Annotated in this window: 20 protein-coding genes and 1 tRNA gene; 8 read left to right on the forward strand and 13 right to left on the reverse strand. The window is 62.4% G+C overall.

The features are described 5' to 3' along the window. Positions 1-35: 35 nt before the first annotated feature. From N6H05_RS10790 to N6H05_RS10830, 9 genes are all read right to left on the reverse strand, one after another. Positions 36-1,205: a hypothetical protein gene (locus N6H05_RS10790; protein WP_284113844.1), complete on the reverse strand. Its 1,170-nt coding sequence runs from the start codon at positions 1,203-1,205 to the stop codon at positions 36-38. Beyond that, a complete protein-coding gene (locus tag N6H05_RS10795; RefSeq protein ID WP_284113845.1) occupies positions 1,205-3,313 on the reverse strand; it encodes a hypothetical protein in 2,109 nt (702 codons plus the stop codon). Before N6H05_RS10795 ends, N6H05_RS10790 begins: the two co-directional genes overlap by 1 nt. Next, entirely contained in the window at positions 3,303-3,617 is a 315-nt protein-coding gene (locus N6H05_RS10800; protein WP_284113847.1) for a hypothetical protein, read from the reverse strand. The genes N6H05_RS10795 and N6H05_RS10800 overlap by 11 nt, the downstream gene beginning before the upstream one ends. Positions 3,618-3,635: 18 nt before the next feature. After that, positions 3,636-4,163: an HK97 family phage prohead protease gene (locus tag N6H05_RS10805; protein ID WP_284114207.1), complete on the reverse strand. Its 528-nt coding sequence runs from the start codon at positions 4,161-4,163 to the stop codon at positions 3,636-3,638. Continuing rightward, positions 4,163-5,467, reverse strand: coding sequence for a phage portal protein (locus N6H05_RS10810; protein WP_284113848.1), 1,305 nt, complete (start codon positions 5,465-5,467; stop codon positions 4,163-4,165). The genes N6H05_RS10805 and N6H05_RS10810 overlap by 1 nt, the downstream gene beginning before the upstream one ends. Then, positions 5,464-7,044 carry a terminase large subunit gene (locus tag N6H05_RS10815; RefSeq protein ID WP_284113849.1) on the reverse strand — a complete coding sequence of 527 codons (1,581 nt, stop codon included), beginning with the start codon at positions 7,042-7,044 and terminating at the stop codon, positions 5,464-5,466. The genes N6H05_RS10810 and N6H05_RS10815 overlap by 4 nt, the downstream gene beginning before the upstream one ends. After that, positions 7,041-7,511 (reverse strand): phage terminase small subunit, hendrixvirinae-type, encoded by a 471-nt coding sequence (locus tag N6H05_RS10820; protein WP_214863560.1) that lies wholly within the window; start codon positions 7,509-7,511, stop codon positions 7,041-7,043. Before N6H05_RS10820 ends, N6H05_RS10815 begins: the two co-directional genes overlap by 4 nt. 99 nt (positions 7,512-7,610) lie before the next feature. Continuing rightward, positions 7,611-7,946 carry an HNH endonuclease gene (locus N6H05_RS10825; RefSeq protein WP_284113850.1) on the reverse strand — a complete coding sequence of 112 codons (336 nt, stop codon included), beginning with the start codon at positions 7,944-7,946 and terminating at the stop codon, positions 7,611-7,613. Positions 7,947-7,950: 4 nt separating this feature from the next. Next, positions 7,951-8,106 (reverse strand): hypothetical protein, encoded by a 156-nt coding sequence (locus N6H05_RS10830; RefSeq protein ID WP_284113851.1) that lies wholly within the window; start codon positions 8,104-8,106, stop codon positions 7,951-7,953. A gap of 229 nt (positions 8,107-8,335) precedes the next feature. Here N6H05_RS10830 and N6H05_RS10835 point away from each other — a divergent pair, with 229 nt between their 5' ends. Both N6H05_RS10835 and N6H05_RS10840 read left to right on the forward strand, forming a co-directional pair. Beyond that, complete coding sequence (locus tag N6H05_RS10835) at positions 8,336-9,310, forward strand: GAF domain-containing protein (RefSeq protein WP_284113852.1); 975 nt, start codon at positions 8,336-8,338, stop codon at positions 9,308-9,310. A gap of 33 nt (positions 9,311-9,343) precedes the next feature. Continuing rightward, entirely contained in the window at positions 9,344-9,538 is a 195-nt protein-coding gene (locus tag N6H05_RS10840; protein WP_284113853.1) for a hypothetical protein, read from the forward strand. Here the strand turns inward: N6H05_RS10840 and N6H05_RS10845 are convergent. Continuing rightward, on the reverse strand, positions 9,531-10,139 hold the full coding sequence (locus tag N6H05_RS10845) for a hypothetical protein (protein ID WP_284113854.1): 609 nt from the start codon (positions 10,137-10,139) through the stop codon (positions 9,531-9,533). The two genes, N6H05_RS10840 and N6H05_RS10845, sit on opposite strands and share 8 nt — an antisense overlap. A gap of 28 nt (positions 10,140-10,167) precedes the next feature. Beyond that, positions 10,168-10,611: a DnaB-like helicase C-terminal domain-containing protein gene (locus N6H05_RS10850; protein WP_284113855.1), complete on the reverse strand. Its 444-nt coding sequence runs from the start codon at positions 10,609-10,611 to the stop codon at positions 10,168-10,170. A 133-nt stretch (positions 10,612-10,744) separates the two neighbouring features. Here N6H05_RS10850 and N6H05_RS10855 point away from each other — a divergent pair, with 133 nt between their 5' ends. The 5 genes from N6H05_RS10855 to N6H05_RS10875 all read left to right on the forward strand — a co-directional run bounded on the left by N6H05_RS10855 (position 10,745) and on the right by N6H05_RS10875 (position 13,455). Then, positions 10,745-10,948 (forward strand): hypothetical protein, encoded by a 204-nt coding sequence (locus N6H05_RS10855; RefSeq protein WP_284113856.1) that lies wholly within the window; start codon positions 10,745-10,747, stop codon positions 10,946-10,948. Further along, positions 10,945-11,157 (forward strand): hypothetical protein, encoded by a 213-nt coding sequence (locus tag N6H05_RS10860; RefSeq protein WP_284113857.1) that lies wholly within the window; start codon positions 10,945-10,947, stop codon positions 11,155-11,157. The genes N6H05_RS10855 and N6H05_RS10860 overlap by 4 nt, the downstream gene beginning before the upstream one ends. Continuing rightward, positions 11,154-11,444 carry a hypothetical protein gene (locus tag N6H05_RS10865; RefSeq protein ID WP_284113859.1) on the forward strand — a complete coding sequence of 97 codons (291 nt, stop codon included), beginning with the start codon at positions 11,154-11,156 and terminating at the stop codon, positions 11,442-11,444. Before N6H05_RS10860 ends, N6H05_RS10865 begins: the two co-directional genes overlap by 4 nt. Then, entirely contained in the window at positions 11,441-11,881 is a 441-nt protein-coding gene (locus N6H05_RS10870; RefSeq protein ID WP_284113860.1) for a hypothetical protein, read from the forward strand. The genes N6H05_RS10865 and N6H05_RS10870 overlap by 4 nt, the downstream gene beginning before the upstream one ends. Positions 11,882-12,135: 254 nt before the next feature. Continuing rightward, positions 12,136-13,455 carry a site-specific integrase gene (locus N6H05_RS10875; RefSeq protein WP_284113861.1) on the forward strand — a complete coding sequence of 440 codons (1,320 nt, stop codon included), beginning with the start codon at positions 12,136-12,138 and terminating at the stop codon, positions 13,453-13,455. Positions 13,456-13,494: 39 nt separating this feature from the next. Here the strand turns inward: N6H05_RS10875 and N6H05_RS10880 are convergent. Continuing rightward, a tRNA-Val gene (locus N6H05_RS10880) sits at positions 13,495-13,569 on the reverse strand. Between the two features lie 143 nt (positions 13,570-13,712). On the opposite strand from N6H05_RS10880, the gene N6H05_RS10885 reads away from it, so the two are divergent. After that, positions 13,713-15,059 carry a dicarboxylate/amino acid:cation symporter gene (locus tag N6H05_RS10885; protein WP_284113862.1) on the forward strand — a complete coding sequence of 449 codons (1,347 nt, stop codon included), beginning with the start codon at positions 13,713-13,715 and terminating at the stop codon, positions 15,057-15,059. Here N6H05_RS10885 and cpdR read toward each other — a convergent pair. Next, complete coding sequence (gene cpdR, locus N6H05_RS10890; RefSeq protein WP_004208143.1) at positions 15,052-15,429, reverse strand: cell cycle two-component system response regulator CpdR; 378 nt, start codon at positions 15,427-15,429, stop codon at positions 15,052-15,054. The genes N6H05_RS10885 and cpdR overlap by 8 nt on opposite strands. Positions 15,430-15,563: the final 134 nt, after the last annotated feature.

The following is a 15,563-nucleotide window of genomic DNA, read 5'->3' on the forward strand; positions in this document are numbered from 1 at the left end:
GGCTCCCTGTTGATGTGGTGTAATTGCGACCATGATCAGGTGACCTCCACCGTGATCGATCCGGTCAGCGTGGTCGGCGAACGCAGCACGATGTGGTTGACGCTATTGATCACGACCGTGGTCTGGGTCGGGACCGCGTCGGCGCCGTTGATCCTGTAGCTGGTGTAGGCGGCGGCCGCCGACCGAGCCTCCGCCGACGGATAGGCATAATAGACATATTGGTCGGCCGCCGTGACGGTGAAGCTCTTGGCGCGCGTGGTCGACCGCTCCCCGCCGCCCAGCGCTTTTGCCTGCGCTTCGGTCAGCGCAGTGCTGGCAGAGACGCCCCACCACTTCGGCTTCTTGCGATAATGGTCCATGATCAGCTTTTCGATGCGGGCCAGCATCACAGGGTCATCGGTCAGATAGCCCCGCAGAACGATGAACTCTCCGCAATCGCCGCCATCGATCGGACCCGACAGATTCGATCCCGCAAGCCCCAGCCGGATGGTGCTGTCGGTGTTGAACGCGGTGACGCTCGTCACTTCCCTATCGTAGAGACCAGCGTCGATCCGTAGGCGGCATTTGTTGAGATTGTCGCTGAAGGCCAGCACGATCAGGCGCGGGCCATCAGCATAGACCGATGCGAACGCAGGCGACGCAGTCGCCGTGTTGGCAATGATCTGGGTGCCATTGACCTGGAACGTGAGGCCGCCCGCGCTGGTCCACTGGAGCAACATGCCGGACGAGGCAGCGGTTGCCACCTGATTATTGCCGAACGGGAACGCATTATCGCCCGGACCAGGACGGCCGAAGAAGATGATGGTGAAGTCGCCGCCAAATGCGTCGAGATGGGTCGACAGGGCGGACGAAGCCATGAGATGGCCGTTGAGTGCGCCCGCACCGAAGACCAGCGCGTGACGCTCATTATAGGCCGCCCACACCGCCGCATTGAACACGGCGCGGTCGCATAGCGGATCGGGATCAAGACCGGTAATCTGGGTCGGCATCGCTGCGCCACCCGGGACCATCTTGAACTCGCTGCCGATCGCGCGACTGGTCCAGTCGGCCGCATGAAGGGCGTCTCGCGCGCGGCCCCAGAAGACCAGACGCAAGTCGAGCGCGACGACATCCTCGTCATCCAGCACAGCCGGGTCGATGCCGAGCAGGCCGACGCTGCCCTGGTTGACGAAGGGCAATTGGGTCAAAATCGTGTCGGTCATCATTATCTCCGGTAGGGGATGAGGCGGACCTCGTGACAGGCCCAGTCGTAAAGGGTGACGCCGGTCAGCCCGTCGGTGAGCAGCGGCGTGGTGCTGCGGAAGCCGGAACGCGGCCCACCGGTCGCGCCGCTGCCGTTGGTGGGCGACCAGCCGGCGATAACGACGCGCGGCTCTCGCCCGGTTGGTGCGCCCGAAAGGGTGATGCTGACTGTATCAGCCCGCGACACATAGCTGCCGTCTGGCTCGGGGATGCGGCTTGGCACCGACACGACGCTGATGGCGCTGATCGAGACGGAGGGAACAGGGTTGGCGACTTCCGCGCCGTCGAAGAATGCGATGCCGCGCCCGGTCTCAAGATTGGTTGCGGCGACGATCGTGTCGCTTTCGTCCTTCGTCAGCAGCCGATTGAACTGGAGCCGGACCACCGATGACGACCCCATATAGGCCCGCTCCAGCCGCAGCGGCTCGCGCGGGACGCCCCAGACCGCATGCGCGATATAATAGCCGCTGCGCAGCCCGTTCATCCGCCAGCCCAGCGCCTTGACATGACCTTTGTCGGCGGATTCCGGCCCGTCATAATAGGAGCCATCGCACAGCCATCCGTCAGGCGCGTCGAGCTGCGCCAGCGCGACGTCGCTCGGCATCCGGAAGTCCTGATACATCCGGTTCACCTGCCCACAGAAGAAGCGGACATCGATGTCCGGCCCCAGAATTTCGGCGACGTCCTTGCGCGCGTCGGCCGCATATTGCTCCAGATACTGCTGATATTTGGCCTTGGTGGTCCCGATCTTCGTGTCTTCATGCCCGTGGTTGGAATGGAAGATCACCCGGTACGGCCGCCAGCCCTTGCTGGCGGCGATGGCGCGCGCCCGATCGAGATAATAGGTCCAGTCCATGTAGCGCTTCGATCCGCGCTTCATCCCGCCGTCCGGGTTGGTCTGAGAGCCGTAATAGGCCGTGCCGCCCTCCGCCGCGATGAAGAACAGGCAGCGCGGCTTACGCCCTACGGCCGCCTGCGTCAGCGACATGATGCTGTCGGCAATGCCGGAAAGGGGCGTCTCCCAGCTGCTGGCCGTCGCCTGCTCGCGCAGGTCTACGAAATCATTGACCGGCGCGCCGTCCGGGTTGGTCCCGACGTCAAACATCAGCGCCCAGCCGGGATGCTGCGCGGCCGTCGTTATCGTCGCGTCGCCGGCATCCTTGCTCTGGCCCCAGTCCCACGACTGGCCAACTTTGATGATGATGGTCAGCAGATTGTCATCATCTTCCACGAACCAGCCGGACAGCCGGTTCCAGTAGCCCGATGGCGGCCCGTACAGGATAGTGCCTGATCCACCGCCGTCGCTGGGCCGGGCCATGACACCGCCATCAGCCTGGTAGAGCGCCCCGTCCGTATCGCGATGGACCGTGACGAGATTGCCGGTCAGGTCGACCGTGATGCTGGCGCCATTGCCGACCTTGCAGATACGGCCCGACCGCACCCATTGACCGCCCACCTGATCGAGGCGCAGGCCGCGCGCGTTGAGCCCCGAAACATTCGTCTTGGCCAGTTCGGTGTCGAGCAGATTGCGCTCTTCGCCATTGTCCCGGCGCAGCGTCTGGAACACGCCGCCCTGATCGATGACGCCGGTCCCTATGTTACCGATCTTGCAGCGCCGCCGGCCCCATAGCGCCTTGTCCGCATCCAGCGCGGCGACCTTGTCGACCGACCCGGCCAGACTGGCCGCTGCGGCCTGCGCATCATTCTTGGCGGCGGCGGCCAGGCCCGCCTGCGCCGCCGCCTCGGTCGCCTTGGTGGTGGCCACGCCAGCCTGCGCTGTGGCGGCCGATACCTGCGCGCTCAGCAGCGTTTCCAGCGCGGCCGGGTCGGCGCTGCCGGCGGCGATGGCCTGCATGCGTGCCAGGCACGGGACAAAGATGGTCTGGCCCGACACGTTGATGACCGGGTAATAGCCCAGCGCGCCGGACTTGCCGCCCTCGGCGTTGAAGCTGTTCGGATCGTCCAGCGTGCCGGCCAGCAGCATCGTTTGGGCATTGGCCCAGCCCTCATAGGTGGTGAACAGCGCGCTATTGCGCTCCAGCAGCGCCGCGAGCTGGTCCTCAGCCGCCATTGCTGGCGCCCTCCGTATCCGCCACGGCAGCCAGACCGCGCAGGCGCGCCAGCTCCAGCTTCGCCAGCGTCGCCATGTCGTTGCGCATCTTCGCCCAGGACGCGACCCGCTTGCGCGTGGCTTCATCCAGCGGCGCTGCCGCATTGGTGATGCCGGCCATTAGCGCATCGACCTCCGGGCTGGCCAGCAGGGCCACGAAATCTTCGGCCGACCCCACTGTGGCGACCGCGATCTGGCGCTGGAGGGCGTCAAACTGCGCGCGCAATTCTTCGACGCCGGGGGTGCCGGCGTTTTCATTGGCCATAGCCATTCTCCGATTAGATTAGGGTTGCTCGACTGCGATGATGCCGGTGCGCTGGACTTCGTCGGGGAAGGTCATTCCAGTGCCGGTGAAGGTCACCAAGGACACCTCGACCAGATCCAGCTTGATAAGGGTGCGGATGCCGGTTTTCTCGTCATAGGACGATTCGCGAACCCAATAGCCGATCGACAATCCCGACACGGCGCCGGCCTTGAGCAGGGCGTGCGCCTCTTTTGCCTTGGGCACGTCATCGATGAGCAGGCGGCCCGACACCTTCAGGCCATGCTCGTCTTCGGAAAGGGCCTCGTAGATGCCGATGGGAGCCGACGTCTGGTGCTGCCAAAGCACGGGGACCGGCCGGCCCTTCGCCTGGATCTCTTTCAGACTGTTGGTGAATGCGCCGGCTGCGACGATCTCGCCATAGCTGTCGGTCACACCGAAGACCGAACCATATCCCTCAAAGGTGCCATCTTCTTTGACGGCATCGGCCTTGATCGACAGGCTGAAGTCGCGAACCTTCAGCTGCCCATGCTTGTGGTGCAACAGCATCACGCGTCTTCCTTCTGCTTCATCGAGGGCAACCCCTCCGGGAAAAGCCAGTCCACGATTGAGCGCCGGGCAGCTTCGCCGCCGGTGCTGGTGATCTCGCCCAGCTGCCCGGCCGGGATCATGTTCGACTGAATGGTCAGGTCATCGCCGCCTGGCAGAGGCGGCAGATTTTCGAGGCGGCGCACTTCGTTGCGCGTCATGATGCCGTTCTGCACCATCTGGGCATAGAAGGTGGCGCGACCTGCACTGTCGGCGCGCAGAAGGCCCTCGATATTGATTTCGACGGTGGTGGTCAGGCGCTCGGCAGGCGTAAGCAACTGCTTCATGATCGCCATTTCGAGGCGTTTCAGGCGCTCGCGGAGGCCGAACATCAGCCAGCCCAGCGTCTGATTCTCGATGCTGCTGCCCAGAGTGGTATTGCCCGCGGTGTGCCCGACCAGATGGGGAGGGACACCGAACCAGCGACAGCCATCTTCGACCGAGAACTGCCGGCTCTCGATCATCTGGGCGTCGTCCGCCTTCATTTCGATAGCCTGCCAGGTCAGACCGGCTTCGAGGACGAGGGGCTTGCCATTATTGTCGCCGGCAAACGGCTCGACCACATATTTGTAGATGTCCGCGCGCTGGTCGGGTTTCAGCGTCTGATTATTCTGGGTCGTCAGCACGCCGGAAGGGCGAAGCCCATTGCGATAAATCTGAGCCGCCGCTTCATCGGTGGCCATAGCCAGACCGAAGGAGTGGCGGCCGAAGTCCAAAGTCGAAAGACCGCCCAGGGGAGACCCGCCGAACCCGCGGACATGGAACATTTCGTCCTGTCCGACCTCATCCATCCCACCATTGTCGGGATACCGGTATCGAATCTCGCCGCCGGCGACGCGCCGGACCTGCATGACCTCCGGGCGCAATGGCGTCAGCGCGATGATCTTTCCGCCGCGACCGCGGGTGATGCGCGCGAAGGCATTCCCCCACAATTCGAGGCTGACGCACATGAACTGCCAAAAATCGAGCGCAGTTTGATCTGCATTCGGGCTGTCGTGCAGCAGCCCATAGAGGGGATGGGTCTTCAGAACCTTGCGCGATCCGTTTGCGCCGTCCTGGTAGACCATGAAGGGTAACGAAGAGATCGTGCCGGAAATCAGGCGGATGCAGGCCCAGACCGTCGACAGTGTCAGGGCATTGGTCGCCGTGACGGTCTTCCCCGAGTAGGACGGCTGGCCGAACACGCCTTTCCATGCGGAGGGATTCAGCAGCGACAGCGCCGTGCGGAGACCGCGCCACATTTTGCGGCCGAAGGACAGCTTCACGCTGCGTTCGCCTTCATGGCGGCGAGATAGTCATCCATGCTCCCGCCCTCATTGGTGTCGAGCGCGCCAACGCCGCGGGCCATCACTGCTGCGACCATGCCGTCGATCCTTCCCGTGCTCTTGGCCTTGTCGAGCTTGCGATTTCCGGCCGGATCTTTGTTCACGACGGCATTGGCCGCGCACATCGTCAGCACCGGATTGCCCCCATGCCGGACGCGTTCATTCAAGAAATCGATCTCGATCAGGTCCATGGCGGGCGCCATGCTGACGTAGCCCTGCCCGAAAGGCTCAAACGGCAGCGAAATGCCGGCCTTTTGCATCTGTGCTTCGAGCGTCTTGAAGCGGTGGCGGTCATAACCGATCTTGATGACGGGAACGCCCTCGCAGATCCTCGCCAGATCGTGCGCCACGTATTCATAATCGACCGCAACGCCGGGCGTGGTGAAGATATAGCCCTCGTCCGCCCAGACATCATATGGCGCGCGATCGCGCTTCACATGATCGCGGAGCGTGGCCTCCGGTTTCCAGAACCAAGCGCGAAAATGCCAGACGCCTTGCCACAAAGCTGCCAATACGAACGCGCAAAGGTCGGTCGTCTCAGCAAGGTCGAGGCCGCCATAGACCTCGCCCTTCTCGAACGCCTCATCGTCTGTGTTATCGTTGCAGGCGCCCCAGACGCTGGGCGAAATAAAGGGCGAGAAGCGGTTAACCCGCTGGTTCAGATACAGATTGCGGAAACCATTCTCCGCAGAAGGCATGCGCGCCGCACGTTCCGCCGCGGCCAGCAGCTCGACCTTGGATCGGAACGTGCCCAGCGCCGGGTTTGCCGCCTGATGGGCCGCCGGGTCGAGGACGTCGGCCTTAGGCTCGGCAGCATATAGCCGCACGACAATTTTCGGGTCTCGACTGCGCAGCGCATCGTCGATCTTGATGCTGAGCATGTCGGCATCGGTCGGCGCTTGCGTCGAAATGATGAGCCGGAGGGCGTCGTCATATGCGCCGGACGCTGTCTCGATCGCTTCGACGAAGTCATCGAGCGGGCCGCGCACCTGGCCCAGCTCGTCGAGGATCGCCAGCACCGGCGAAAGACCGTGCGCGGTGCCTGCCTCCGCCGACAGAGCCTCATAGGTGACGTTCAGTGCCAAGCCGATCAGCGTTTTCGCGGACGGGATCACGCGCACCAGCGCCTTCAGCTTCGGGTTCAGCTTGACCATTTTCCAGGCCAGATTGAACACGAGGGCCGCCTGTTTGCGCGACCGGGCACCAGATACGATCTGACTGTTGAGCCGGGCCTCCGGGCCGACCAGATGGACGAGAAGCAAGCAGGCGATCAGCGCTGTCTTGCCATTCTTGCGCGCCATGCTGAGGATACCCTCAGTCGTGCCCGCCGGATTATCGTAGACCGACCAGATGAATTCCTTCTGGAACATATCCAGCCGGATCGGCTGCCCCACCAGTTTACCTTCTGGGACGAGGCAATATTTTTCGACAAACGCGATGGCCCGGTCGCCGCGGGTCTTCGGTTTATGGTCTCCCTCGAACGTCGGCGGCGGTATCGCGCCGCGCGGCTGGCTCACTGGATAGTGCTCGGCCTCGCCAGCAAGCCATCGTCATCCTCGGCAAGCGGGTTATGGCCGGCCTCGATCTCTTTGGCCTGGTCGCGGCGCCGGTTCACGTCCCGCTGCTCGCCATGCTTGGACCGGCTGTCGAGCCCGAGCGCGCGGCGCAGAGTGACGATGCGCCGGGCGAGCTTGTCGCTCAGTTCGATCGTCTGCATCAACGCCGAAATCTGGACATGTCCTCCGCGATCGACAGTGTGGCCCGCCAGCCGCTCGGCGTCTGCCATTGCCCGAGCCAGATTCGCCGCGATGGCGAGATCGGCCTCGGTCCATTCGGATTTCGCCCGCTCAGCAATGATCGCATCCCAAAAGGGAGCGTCGCCGCGGCGCAATTTTAGGTGCTTGGGCGGTGACAAATCGCGGGTGGACGATGCCATCACGGACAGCGCCCCCTCCGCGCTGTCGATGCGCTGGCGTCGGGTCATCGGCTGGCCTCCCGGCCCATAACAAAAACTGTATTAGCAAACGATTTGGTGGCGGGGTCGGTGTCCGGTGGCGGTCGGCCCTGATTTTTGACCCACCCCCTACCCCCGGGGGCGGTTCCACGGGTGGTCGGGGTCGGTCGGCATGCCGGTCGCGTCGCAGGCGCCCAGGCGGGCCTGATGCTTGTGCCCGAACTGCTCCGCCGTCCTGATCTCGTGGCACGGGCCGCACAGGCACCGGATGTTGCCGTCATCGTCGCTGCCGCCCTTGGCGAGCGGCACAATGTGGTCGGGCACCGTCGACGCGGTGACGATGCCCTTGTCGGCGCAGTCCCGGCAGAGCGGTTCATTCTGCAGCCGGCGGCGGCGCTGCGCCTGACCTGCTCGACCGCGCAGGCGCTCCGTGCGCGTGCGCTGCGGCGCGGGGCGGCTGGGCATCTGCTCAGCGCAGCTCCGTCACCAGAGCGTGAACAGCCAGCCATTCGGCGCCGCGATCTTCGTCAATTATGTTCAGCTTGACCATGGCGTAGGCGACGACGAGGCCGGGCCAAAAGAACCAGCGCTTGCGCAGATGAATGGTGGCAACGACCTGTGGCATGTCGCCTCCTGGATGGCGATGGTGGTAGGGCTCGAACCTACAGCCTCTGGTTTTGGAGACCAGCGCTCTACCGAATTGAGCTACACCGACAGATACGAAAACACCCGCTCGGTCGTCTGACCTGCGGGCGCAATTCCTATGGCGTGATATGTGCCATACTTGGCACCCCCGAGCAACTCTTCCTTGACTATTTTCGGTCAACCTCATCAATTACTTTCCTGGGGGGAACATGGAAGACGAGATCGTTCAGCTTTATGATCGCGTGACTGCGGCGGCCAGCGCGCGGGCAAGAGTGATACGGACAGCATCACGCTATGTTAAAGGCGTTCTTGTAACGGTCGGAGCATTTGTCGCTGGTGTCGCGCAATTCGCGACTTGGAAGGCTGGCACTGATCCTGACCCGGCCCAGATCATAGGTATAGCAGCTTGCATTGTTGTGCTGATCGGCGGCATCTTTGTCATGGTGACAGAGGAAGACGCAACGAAAGCGTTGGACGTTGCGCAGGAAGCGACGAAGAAAGCGCTCGTGGCTTCGCAGCAATACGAATCCTATTATGAGCTGGAAGAGGATTTTGAGCGGCTCATAGAATTGTACCAAGCTGCGCGCATCATGACGACGGCTGTGGAAAAATCGACCGATGTCGCGGTTGGCGGCGAAGCGAAGATCGCTTTGGATATGATGGAACTTGCCGGGCGTTCGTTATCGATCGCGGCAGGCTTCCAACAAAATGATCGGTGGACGATATGCATCTACCAATACATCGAAAACGGCGACGGCGGCCTGCTCAAATGCGTAGCTCAACGGCGCGCAATTGAATGCAACATCGAAACCGCTCGCACATGGCCGACCGGCAGCGGTGCGGCCGGCATGGCGTACACGCGCGGTAAGGAAGTGATAATTCCTGATATGCAGGCACCCGAAATGCGGCCTATCCTTAATACGGATGGGCAGGACAGGCCGAGTGATGATGATCGATACAAATCAATGGTTGTGATGCCGATCACTGTGCGTGGACGGAAAAATGCCTGGGGCGTCGTCACTGCAACCAATGATCGAACAGAACATTTTAGCTATGCGGAACAGAGCGGTATCAAACCGGAAGAGCCGATCCGATTGTTGACCGAGTTTATGTCGCTTGCCATCTCCTTGCGCGACGCACATATGCGCCGCACGGCGAATCAGCTTCCGGCAGTGAAAGCGTGATCGTCACGCGTCATTCAGGTGGAGACCCGTACCATGACTGATATGACCAATTCCGTTTACCAACCGATCGTCGAGATTCAGATGGACCAGGACATCGAGGAACTGATCGAGAAGCAGGTTCGCGGTTATGCGACCGACTGCGATCGACTGGAATTCCAGGAACTGATCGCGCGTCGGTCGAGGCTAATGCGACATAGCGGCGTGAAGCGCAAGGTGAGCGCTAGCTGATCCCTGTCCGGATGTAGGGCAAGGCCCGCTCGGTGAGGCGAGACAGCGCTTGAAGGAACTCATCGCGCACAATACCGGGATGTTTGCCGGACTTGGGCACGATTTTCACCTTGTCCTCGCCTTTCACGATCCAGTGCTGCTCCCGGCTGCCCCACCGATCCATAGCGACCTGCGCATAGCTCTTATCCTCCAGCGCGATGGCGCGCAGGGTATGCACGGCCGCGCCAATGCCATGCTCCAGAAAGCGATGATCAGATGAAGAGATGAGGGCGGCGAGCATCGGCCCGTCACCCTTGCCACCAGCGTCACGATTGAGGACGGACCGAACCGGCGAACGCTGCGCCGCCTCGAACCGGTTGCGATAGAAGCGCAGGCAACGCAGATCGTCCGCGCTGATCCCGGTCGCCTCGCGACGCGCCAGTTCCTCGAAATAGGGCTCGCGCCGGTAGGCCTTGCCGATCCGGACTGCCACCTTGCCAGGCTCGATGTCGACGATGTCTCCCAGCTCATAATTCGCGCGCCGGTGCTGCTCGGGCGTGGGCCCGACAATCTCCCTGTGCAACCGTTCCTGCTTCTTCGCCGCCGATTTCCGCCGTGCCATTCCAATTTGCTCCCGTTCTCTTCTTGTTCTAGCCCTGTTGGACGTCCGATGCGAGCGGCTGGGCGAGAATGCTACCCAGCTGGCGCGCCTCGGCGTCCTGCTCGATCTGGCCACTGTCGCGCAGGTCGCTGGGCTTTGGCCTGTGATCCTCCCGCGTCTCCACGCCTCGGCTGAGCTGGGCCAGCGCAAGGATGGCGAGATCTTCGTCCTTGGCGAGCGTCTTGAGACCCTTGCTGACCTCGGAGGCATGCTCATAGGGCGACATACCGGCACGACTGGGCGCCATGAGCTGCAGATAGTCTATGATGACCAGTTCGAGCTTCTGCCCTTTGGCCGCCAGCCGTCGCTTATGCCGGCGCACCCGGCGCCCGAGCATTGCCAAGGTCAAGCCGCCCTTGTCTGAAATCTCCAGCGGCAAATCATGCAGGCGCTGCGCCGCGCCCCGTATGGCGGCCAGATCACTCCCCTTCACGTCCCCGTTCAGAACGTTTTCGTAATCGCACGGTCCCCGCAAAGATCAACCGGGAGCGCCGCGCCCGTGCGGGAGGGTTTCGCAGGGTGGCCGGCATTCTGGAGCGCCGTGCTTTGCGGCTTGGAGGCGGGCGATGATCGTTGAAATCCCCGTCTACCACCATCCCGACGGTTCGCGGACGATCGGCCAGCCCGATCCCCGTCACGGCGTCAGGCTGGGCAGGATCGCGATGGCATTGAATGGGCGCAAATCTACGCCGGTTGCCTCCTGCGACTGCCTGTCCTGCCAGACCGGGCGGCCGGATTACCCCTGCCTTCTGGAGGATGCCCAGCCATGACCGAGAGCGAAAAGTTGATCGACATCACCGAAGCGATCGTGATCGAGTTGGTGACCGTCTACGGTTTCCCTGTGATTGCCGCCATCCTCGGATCTGCGGCGGGCATCGCCGTCCTTAATGGTCGCGAGCCATACCTCCGCGAAATTCTCGTCATGCTCGACGCCACTATTGACCAGATGGTGGCCCACCGGAAGGAATCCGCATCGTGATGACCCCGCACGAACATGACGTCGCGATCGAAGTGGCGAAGGCCCAAGCGGCCGGTTCGATCCCCGCCATCGCTCAGTCGCTCCTCGATCTGGTCGACGATCTGCGCAAGCGGGCGGACGATCAGGAAGCCGAATTGAAGCGCCTGTATCTGATCGAGGAAGAGGCTCGGTGCGTCTTCCAGTATCATCGCTCCGGCCGGTTTGGCACTGCCGATTTCAACGAGGCGTGGGACGCTGACGACATGATCGAGAAGCTGGAAAGTCTCGGGAAGGCGCTGAAGCAATGAACATCTTCTCCCGCCTCGATGCCTGGCTGGGCAAGACGCTGTTCCACCCGCCGATCATCCTTGCCTGCCAGCTCACCCGGCAGACGCAATATGCGATGCACCGGGCGCTTTGGTTCTTCGCCGCTTGTCATGCGACCGTCTACATCGAGCACGACGAGTGGCTCTGGGTCGCATTCATGTGGTTCTTCGTTGTGATCACACTGCTCAGCGCGACGCTGTTTGCAGATTGGCCGGCCACCTCCCTTAGGGCATTCCGACTGTTCTGGTTCTTCCTTCTGATTGGCCAGACGTCCCTGACCTTGCTCGGCGGCGATCTACTGGCTCCGGCCATCCGTTCGGTCATCATCCTGTTTGCTGAGTATGCCGCGACCATCAAGACAATCCCGCCGCGCAAGACGCGCGAGCGCCGGGCGAGCGCTGAGGAGGCGCGGACATGATGGCGACCGAGGCAACCCGGGGCACCCATTTAACCATGAACGGCGCTTGCGATAAGCCGGCCGATGGGGGAACCCATGGCGGTTGAGCGAAACCACAACGAGTCGGTGATCGATCTCGACCGGAAAGTATCGCGCGCGCTCCAGTGCGGGCGGGGCATCACTCTTTCCCCGTCCCAGCTGGACGTTCTCGCCGAGATTGGTCTTGTTGGCCGCCTGGCAGAAGAGAAAGCGCGCATCCTCAAGGAGCAGGCCAAATGGCGGCAGAAAAAGGTGGCATCTATCAGCGGGGCGAGTTCTGGCTCGACCTCGACCGCGGGGCCGGTGGAAAGCCCAACTCAAGCAGCTGGTATATCTTCTGGTATGACCCCGGAAGAGGCAGGCAGCGCCGCAAGAGCACGGGCACGTCAGACGTTCGGATAGCCTGCGACGCACTCGACGCCCATTATCTTGCGGTCCATCGGCCGACTTCGCGTGAGCAGGATGTCTACACCGTCGCGGAAGCCATGACCGATTACTGGTTAGAGCATGGGAGCAAGCAGACCAGCGCGGAGGCTATCAAATCCCGGCTGAAGCTGATGAACCGCTTTATGGACATTGAGGCCGATGCGGGGCGCCTGATCGACCCTTTCATTCCTGATGACCTTGATGAGCGTTTTCTCGAACGCTTCCGCCAGTGGGCAAAGGCAGAGCCGATTGTCGCGCGCAAGAAGGACGAGAAGGGTAATTGGGTCGATGGCAAGGCTCGCGTTCGCAGCGCGTCGACGGTCGAAGAAAGCATCATCCAGTTGAAGGCGGCGCTCAACCATGCCTTTAACGCCAGGCGGACGCGCTATGTCCCGCCGCTGAAGCATAAGACGCGCGATCAGGTGACGCCGCAGCGTACCTATCGCCTGTCGATCGATGCAATCGCCGAGCTGCTGGATTATTCGATCAACGGGGCAGGGGTCTATGGTGGTCATGCCGATCGACTGATCCCGCTGCGCCGCTATCTGATCGGCGCGATCACGACACTCGCGCGGCCGGACGCCGTCCTCGATATGGGCGTCGCGAGAGAGCGGGGCCAGTGGATGCAGAACGAGCGGCGCTTTGCCCTCAACCCTGAGGGCCGGCTGCAGACAAAGAAGGTGCGCCCTGTCGTGCCCGTTGTGGATCTGCTGCACTCCTGGTTGAGCGCGTCCGACGAGTGGCTCGTGTGCGGCCAGCGCGTCCGCTTCCATGAGAAGCAGCATGTCAACGTGATCGAGCAGTACCGCGTCGCCAGCGTGAAGAAGGGGTGGCTCGGTGCCCGCGAGAAGTTGGGCATACCTGACGGCTGGGGACCGAAGCTGATCCGCCACAGCATGGCGACCATCCTTGCAAACCGGCGCGTCGATCTGATCGAACTGGAAATCGCGCTCGGTCACCGACCGCTGGGCAAGACGTCCAGCCGCTACGCTATATTCGACCCCGACTATCTCAGCACCATCAGGGACGGGCTTGACGACGTGGTCGCGGAGCTAACCCGGAAGGTCGGGCCTGCACTTCACCCGAAACTCACCCGAGAGCATGACAATGTTACTGTGCTGAGGGCATAGAAAAAGCCCGGCAAGTCGTTGACCTACCGGGCTTTTCCATGGTGGGCGTGGCAAGGATTGAACTTGCGACCCCTGCGATGTCAACACAGTGCTCTACCACTGAGCTACACGCCCGCCGTGGAGGGGGCCAATAACGGGGGTCGGTGACTCGCGCAAGCGCTAAATGACACTTTTTTGTAGAAACTTTTCCAACCCGCTGGACAGGGGTTGGGGAGGCCATATGCTGCGGTGCAAATAAGGGGGGACGCAAAAACATCATGTTGCCTACGCCATCGACGCCGACGGAACCGGTTCGGCCGCTCCCCTTCTATCGCCATCTCTATTTCCAGGTGCTGGTGGCGATCGCGCTGGGCGTGCTGCTCGGCCATTATTTCCCGGCGACGGGCGAGGCGATGAAGCCGCTGGGCGATGCCTTCATCGCGCTGGTGCGGATGATCATCGCGCCGGTCATCTTCCTGACGATCGTCACCGGCATTGCCGGCATGAAGGAACTGGGGGCGATCGGCCGGGTCGCGGCCAAGGCCTTTGCCTATTTCCTGACCTTCTCCACCCTGGCGCTGATCGTCGGTCTCATCATCGCCAATGTCGTGCAGCCCGGCGCCGGGCTCAACATCGATCCGGCGAGTCTGGATGCCAGCAAGATCGCCGATTATGCGCAGCAGGCGCATGACCGCACGCTGGTCGCTTTCCTGCTGAACGTCATCCCCGCGACCCTGGTGTCGGCGGTGGCCGATGGGCATAATATCCTGCAGGTGCTGTTCGTCGCGATCCTGTTCGGCATCGCGCTCAGCATGATCGGGGAAAAGGCGGAGCCGCTGATGACGGTGCTGGAATCGGCCAGCCTGGCGATCTTCAAGCTGGTGTCCTTCCTGATGAAGGCGGCGCCCTTCGGCGCGTTCGGGGCGATGGCTTTCACCGTCGCCAAATATGGTGTGGGGACACTTGCCAACCTCGCCGGGCTGGTTGCAACCTTCTACCTCACTTCGATCCTGTTCGTACTGATGGTGCTGGGCACCGTCGCCTGGTTTGCCGGTTTCAACATCCTGCACCTGATCCGCTATCTGCGCGCCGAACTGCTGCTGGTGCTGGGCACATCCTCATCGGAAGCGGCGCTGCCCAGCCTGATCGAGAAAATGGAGCAGGCCGGGTGCCGCAAGTCGGTGGTCGGGCTGGTCGTGCCGACCGGCTACAGCTTCAACCTCGACGGCACCAATATCTATATGACGCTGGCGGCGCTGTTCATCGCGCAGGCGACCAATGTGCATCTGAGCCTGGAAGAGCAGATATTGCTGCTGTTGGTGGCGATGCTGTCGTCCAAGGGCGCGGCGGGCGTTACCGGCGCGGGCTTCATCACCCTGGCCGCCACCCTGTCGATCGTGCCGTCGGTGCCGGTCGCGGGCATGACCCTGATCCTGGGCGTCGATCGCTTCATGAGCGAATGCCGCAGCCTCACCAACTTCGTCGGCAATGCGGTGGCGACGGTGGTGGTGTCGGTCTGGGAAAAGGGCCTGGATCGCGAGCGCTTCGCGGCGGCCATGGCGGGCAAGCCGCTGCCGCCGCTGGGGCAGGGCGCGGACGAGGTCGCGGCCGAAGCGCTCAGCTAAGGCCGGTCAGCGTCTCGCTGCCGAACATCCGTTCGACTTCCAGCACCAGGTCGCGCAGGTGGAAGGGCTTTGACAATACCTTTGCCTGCGGCACCGCCTTGCCGGCCTTCAGCGTCACGGCGGCAAAGCCGGTGATGAACATGATCCGGGTCTGGGGCGCGACATTGGCGGTGTGCTGCGCCAGTTCGATGCCGTCCATTTCGGGCATGACGATGTCGGTCAATAGCAGGTCGAACCGATCCGATTCGATATGCGGCACAGCCTGGGTGCCGGTGGCCACGGCAACAACCTCATAACCCGACTTTTCCAGCGCCCGCGCCAGATAGGCGCGCATGCTGTCATCATCTTCCGCCAGCAGGATTCGAACCATTGACCCCAAATATCCCGTAAGCCGTCTTCTGCGGCGCCCTTGTCTTGCCCACAGACTGGCAAGCTGTTCGGATATATGCGACAAGGATTAAAGATTATCCAGCCGTCCGGCTTGTTACGCGGCAGATGAAAGGA

The sequence above is a fragment of the Sphingobium sp. WTD-1 genome, from assembly GCF_030128825.1.
GTDB lineage: Bacteria > Pseudomonadota > Alphaproteobacteria > Sphingomonadales > Sphingomonadaceae > Sphingobium.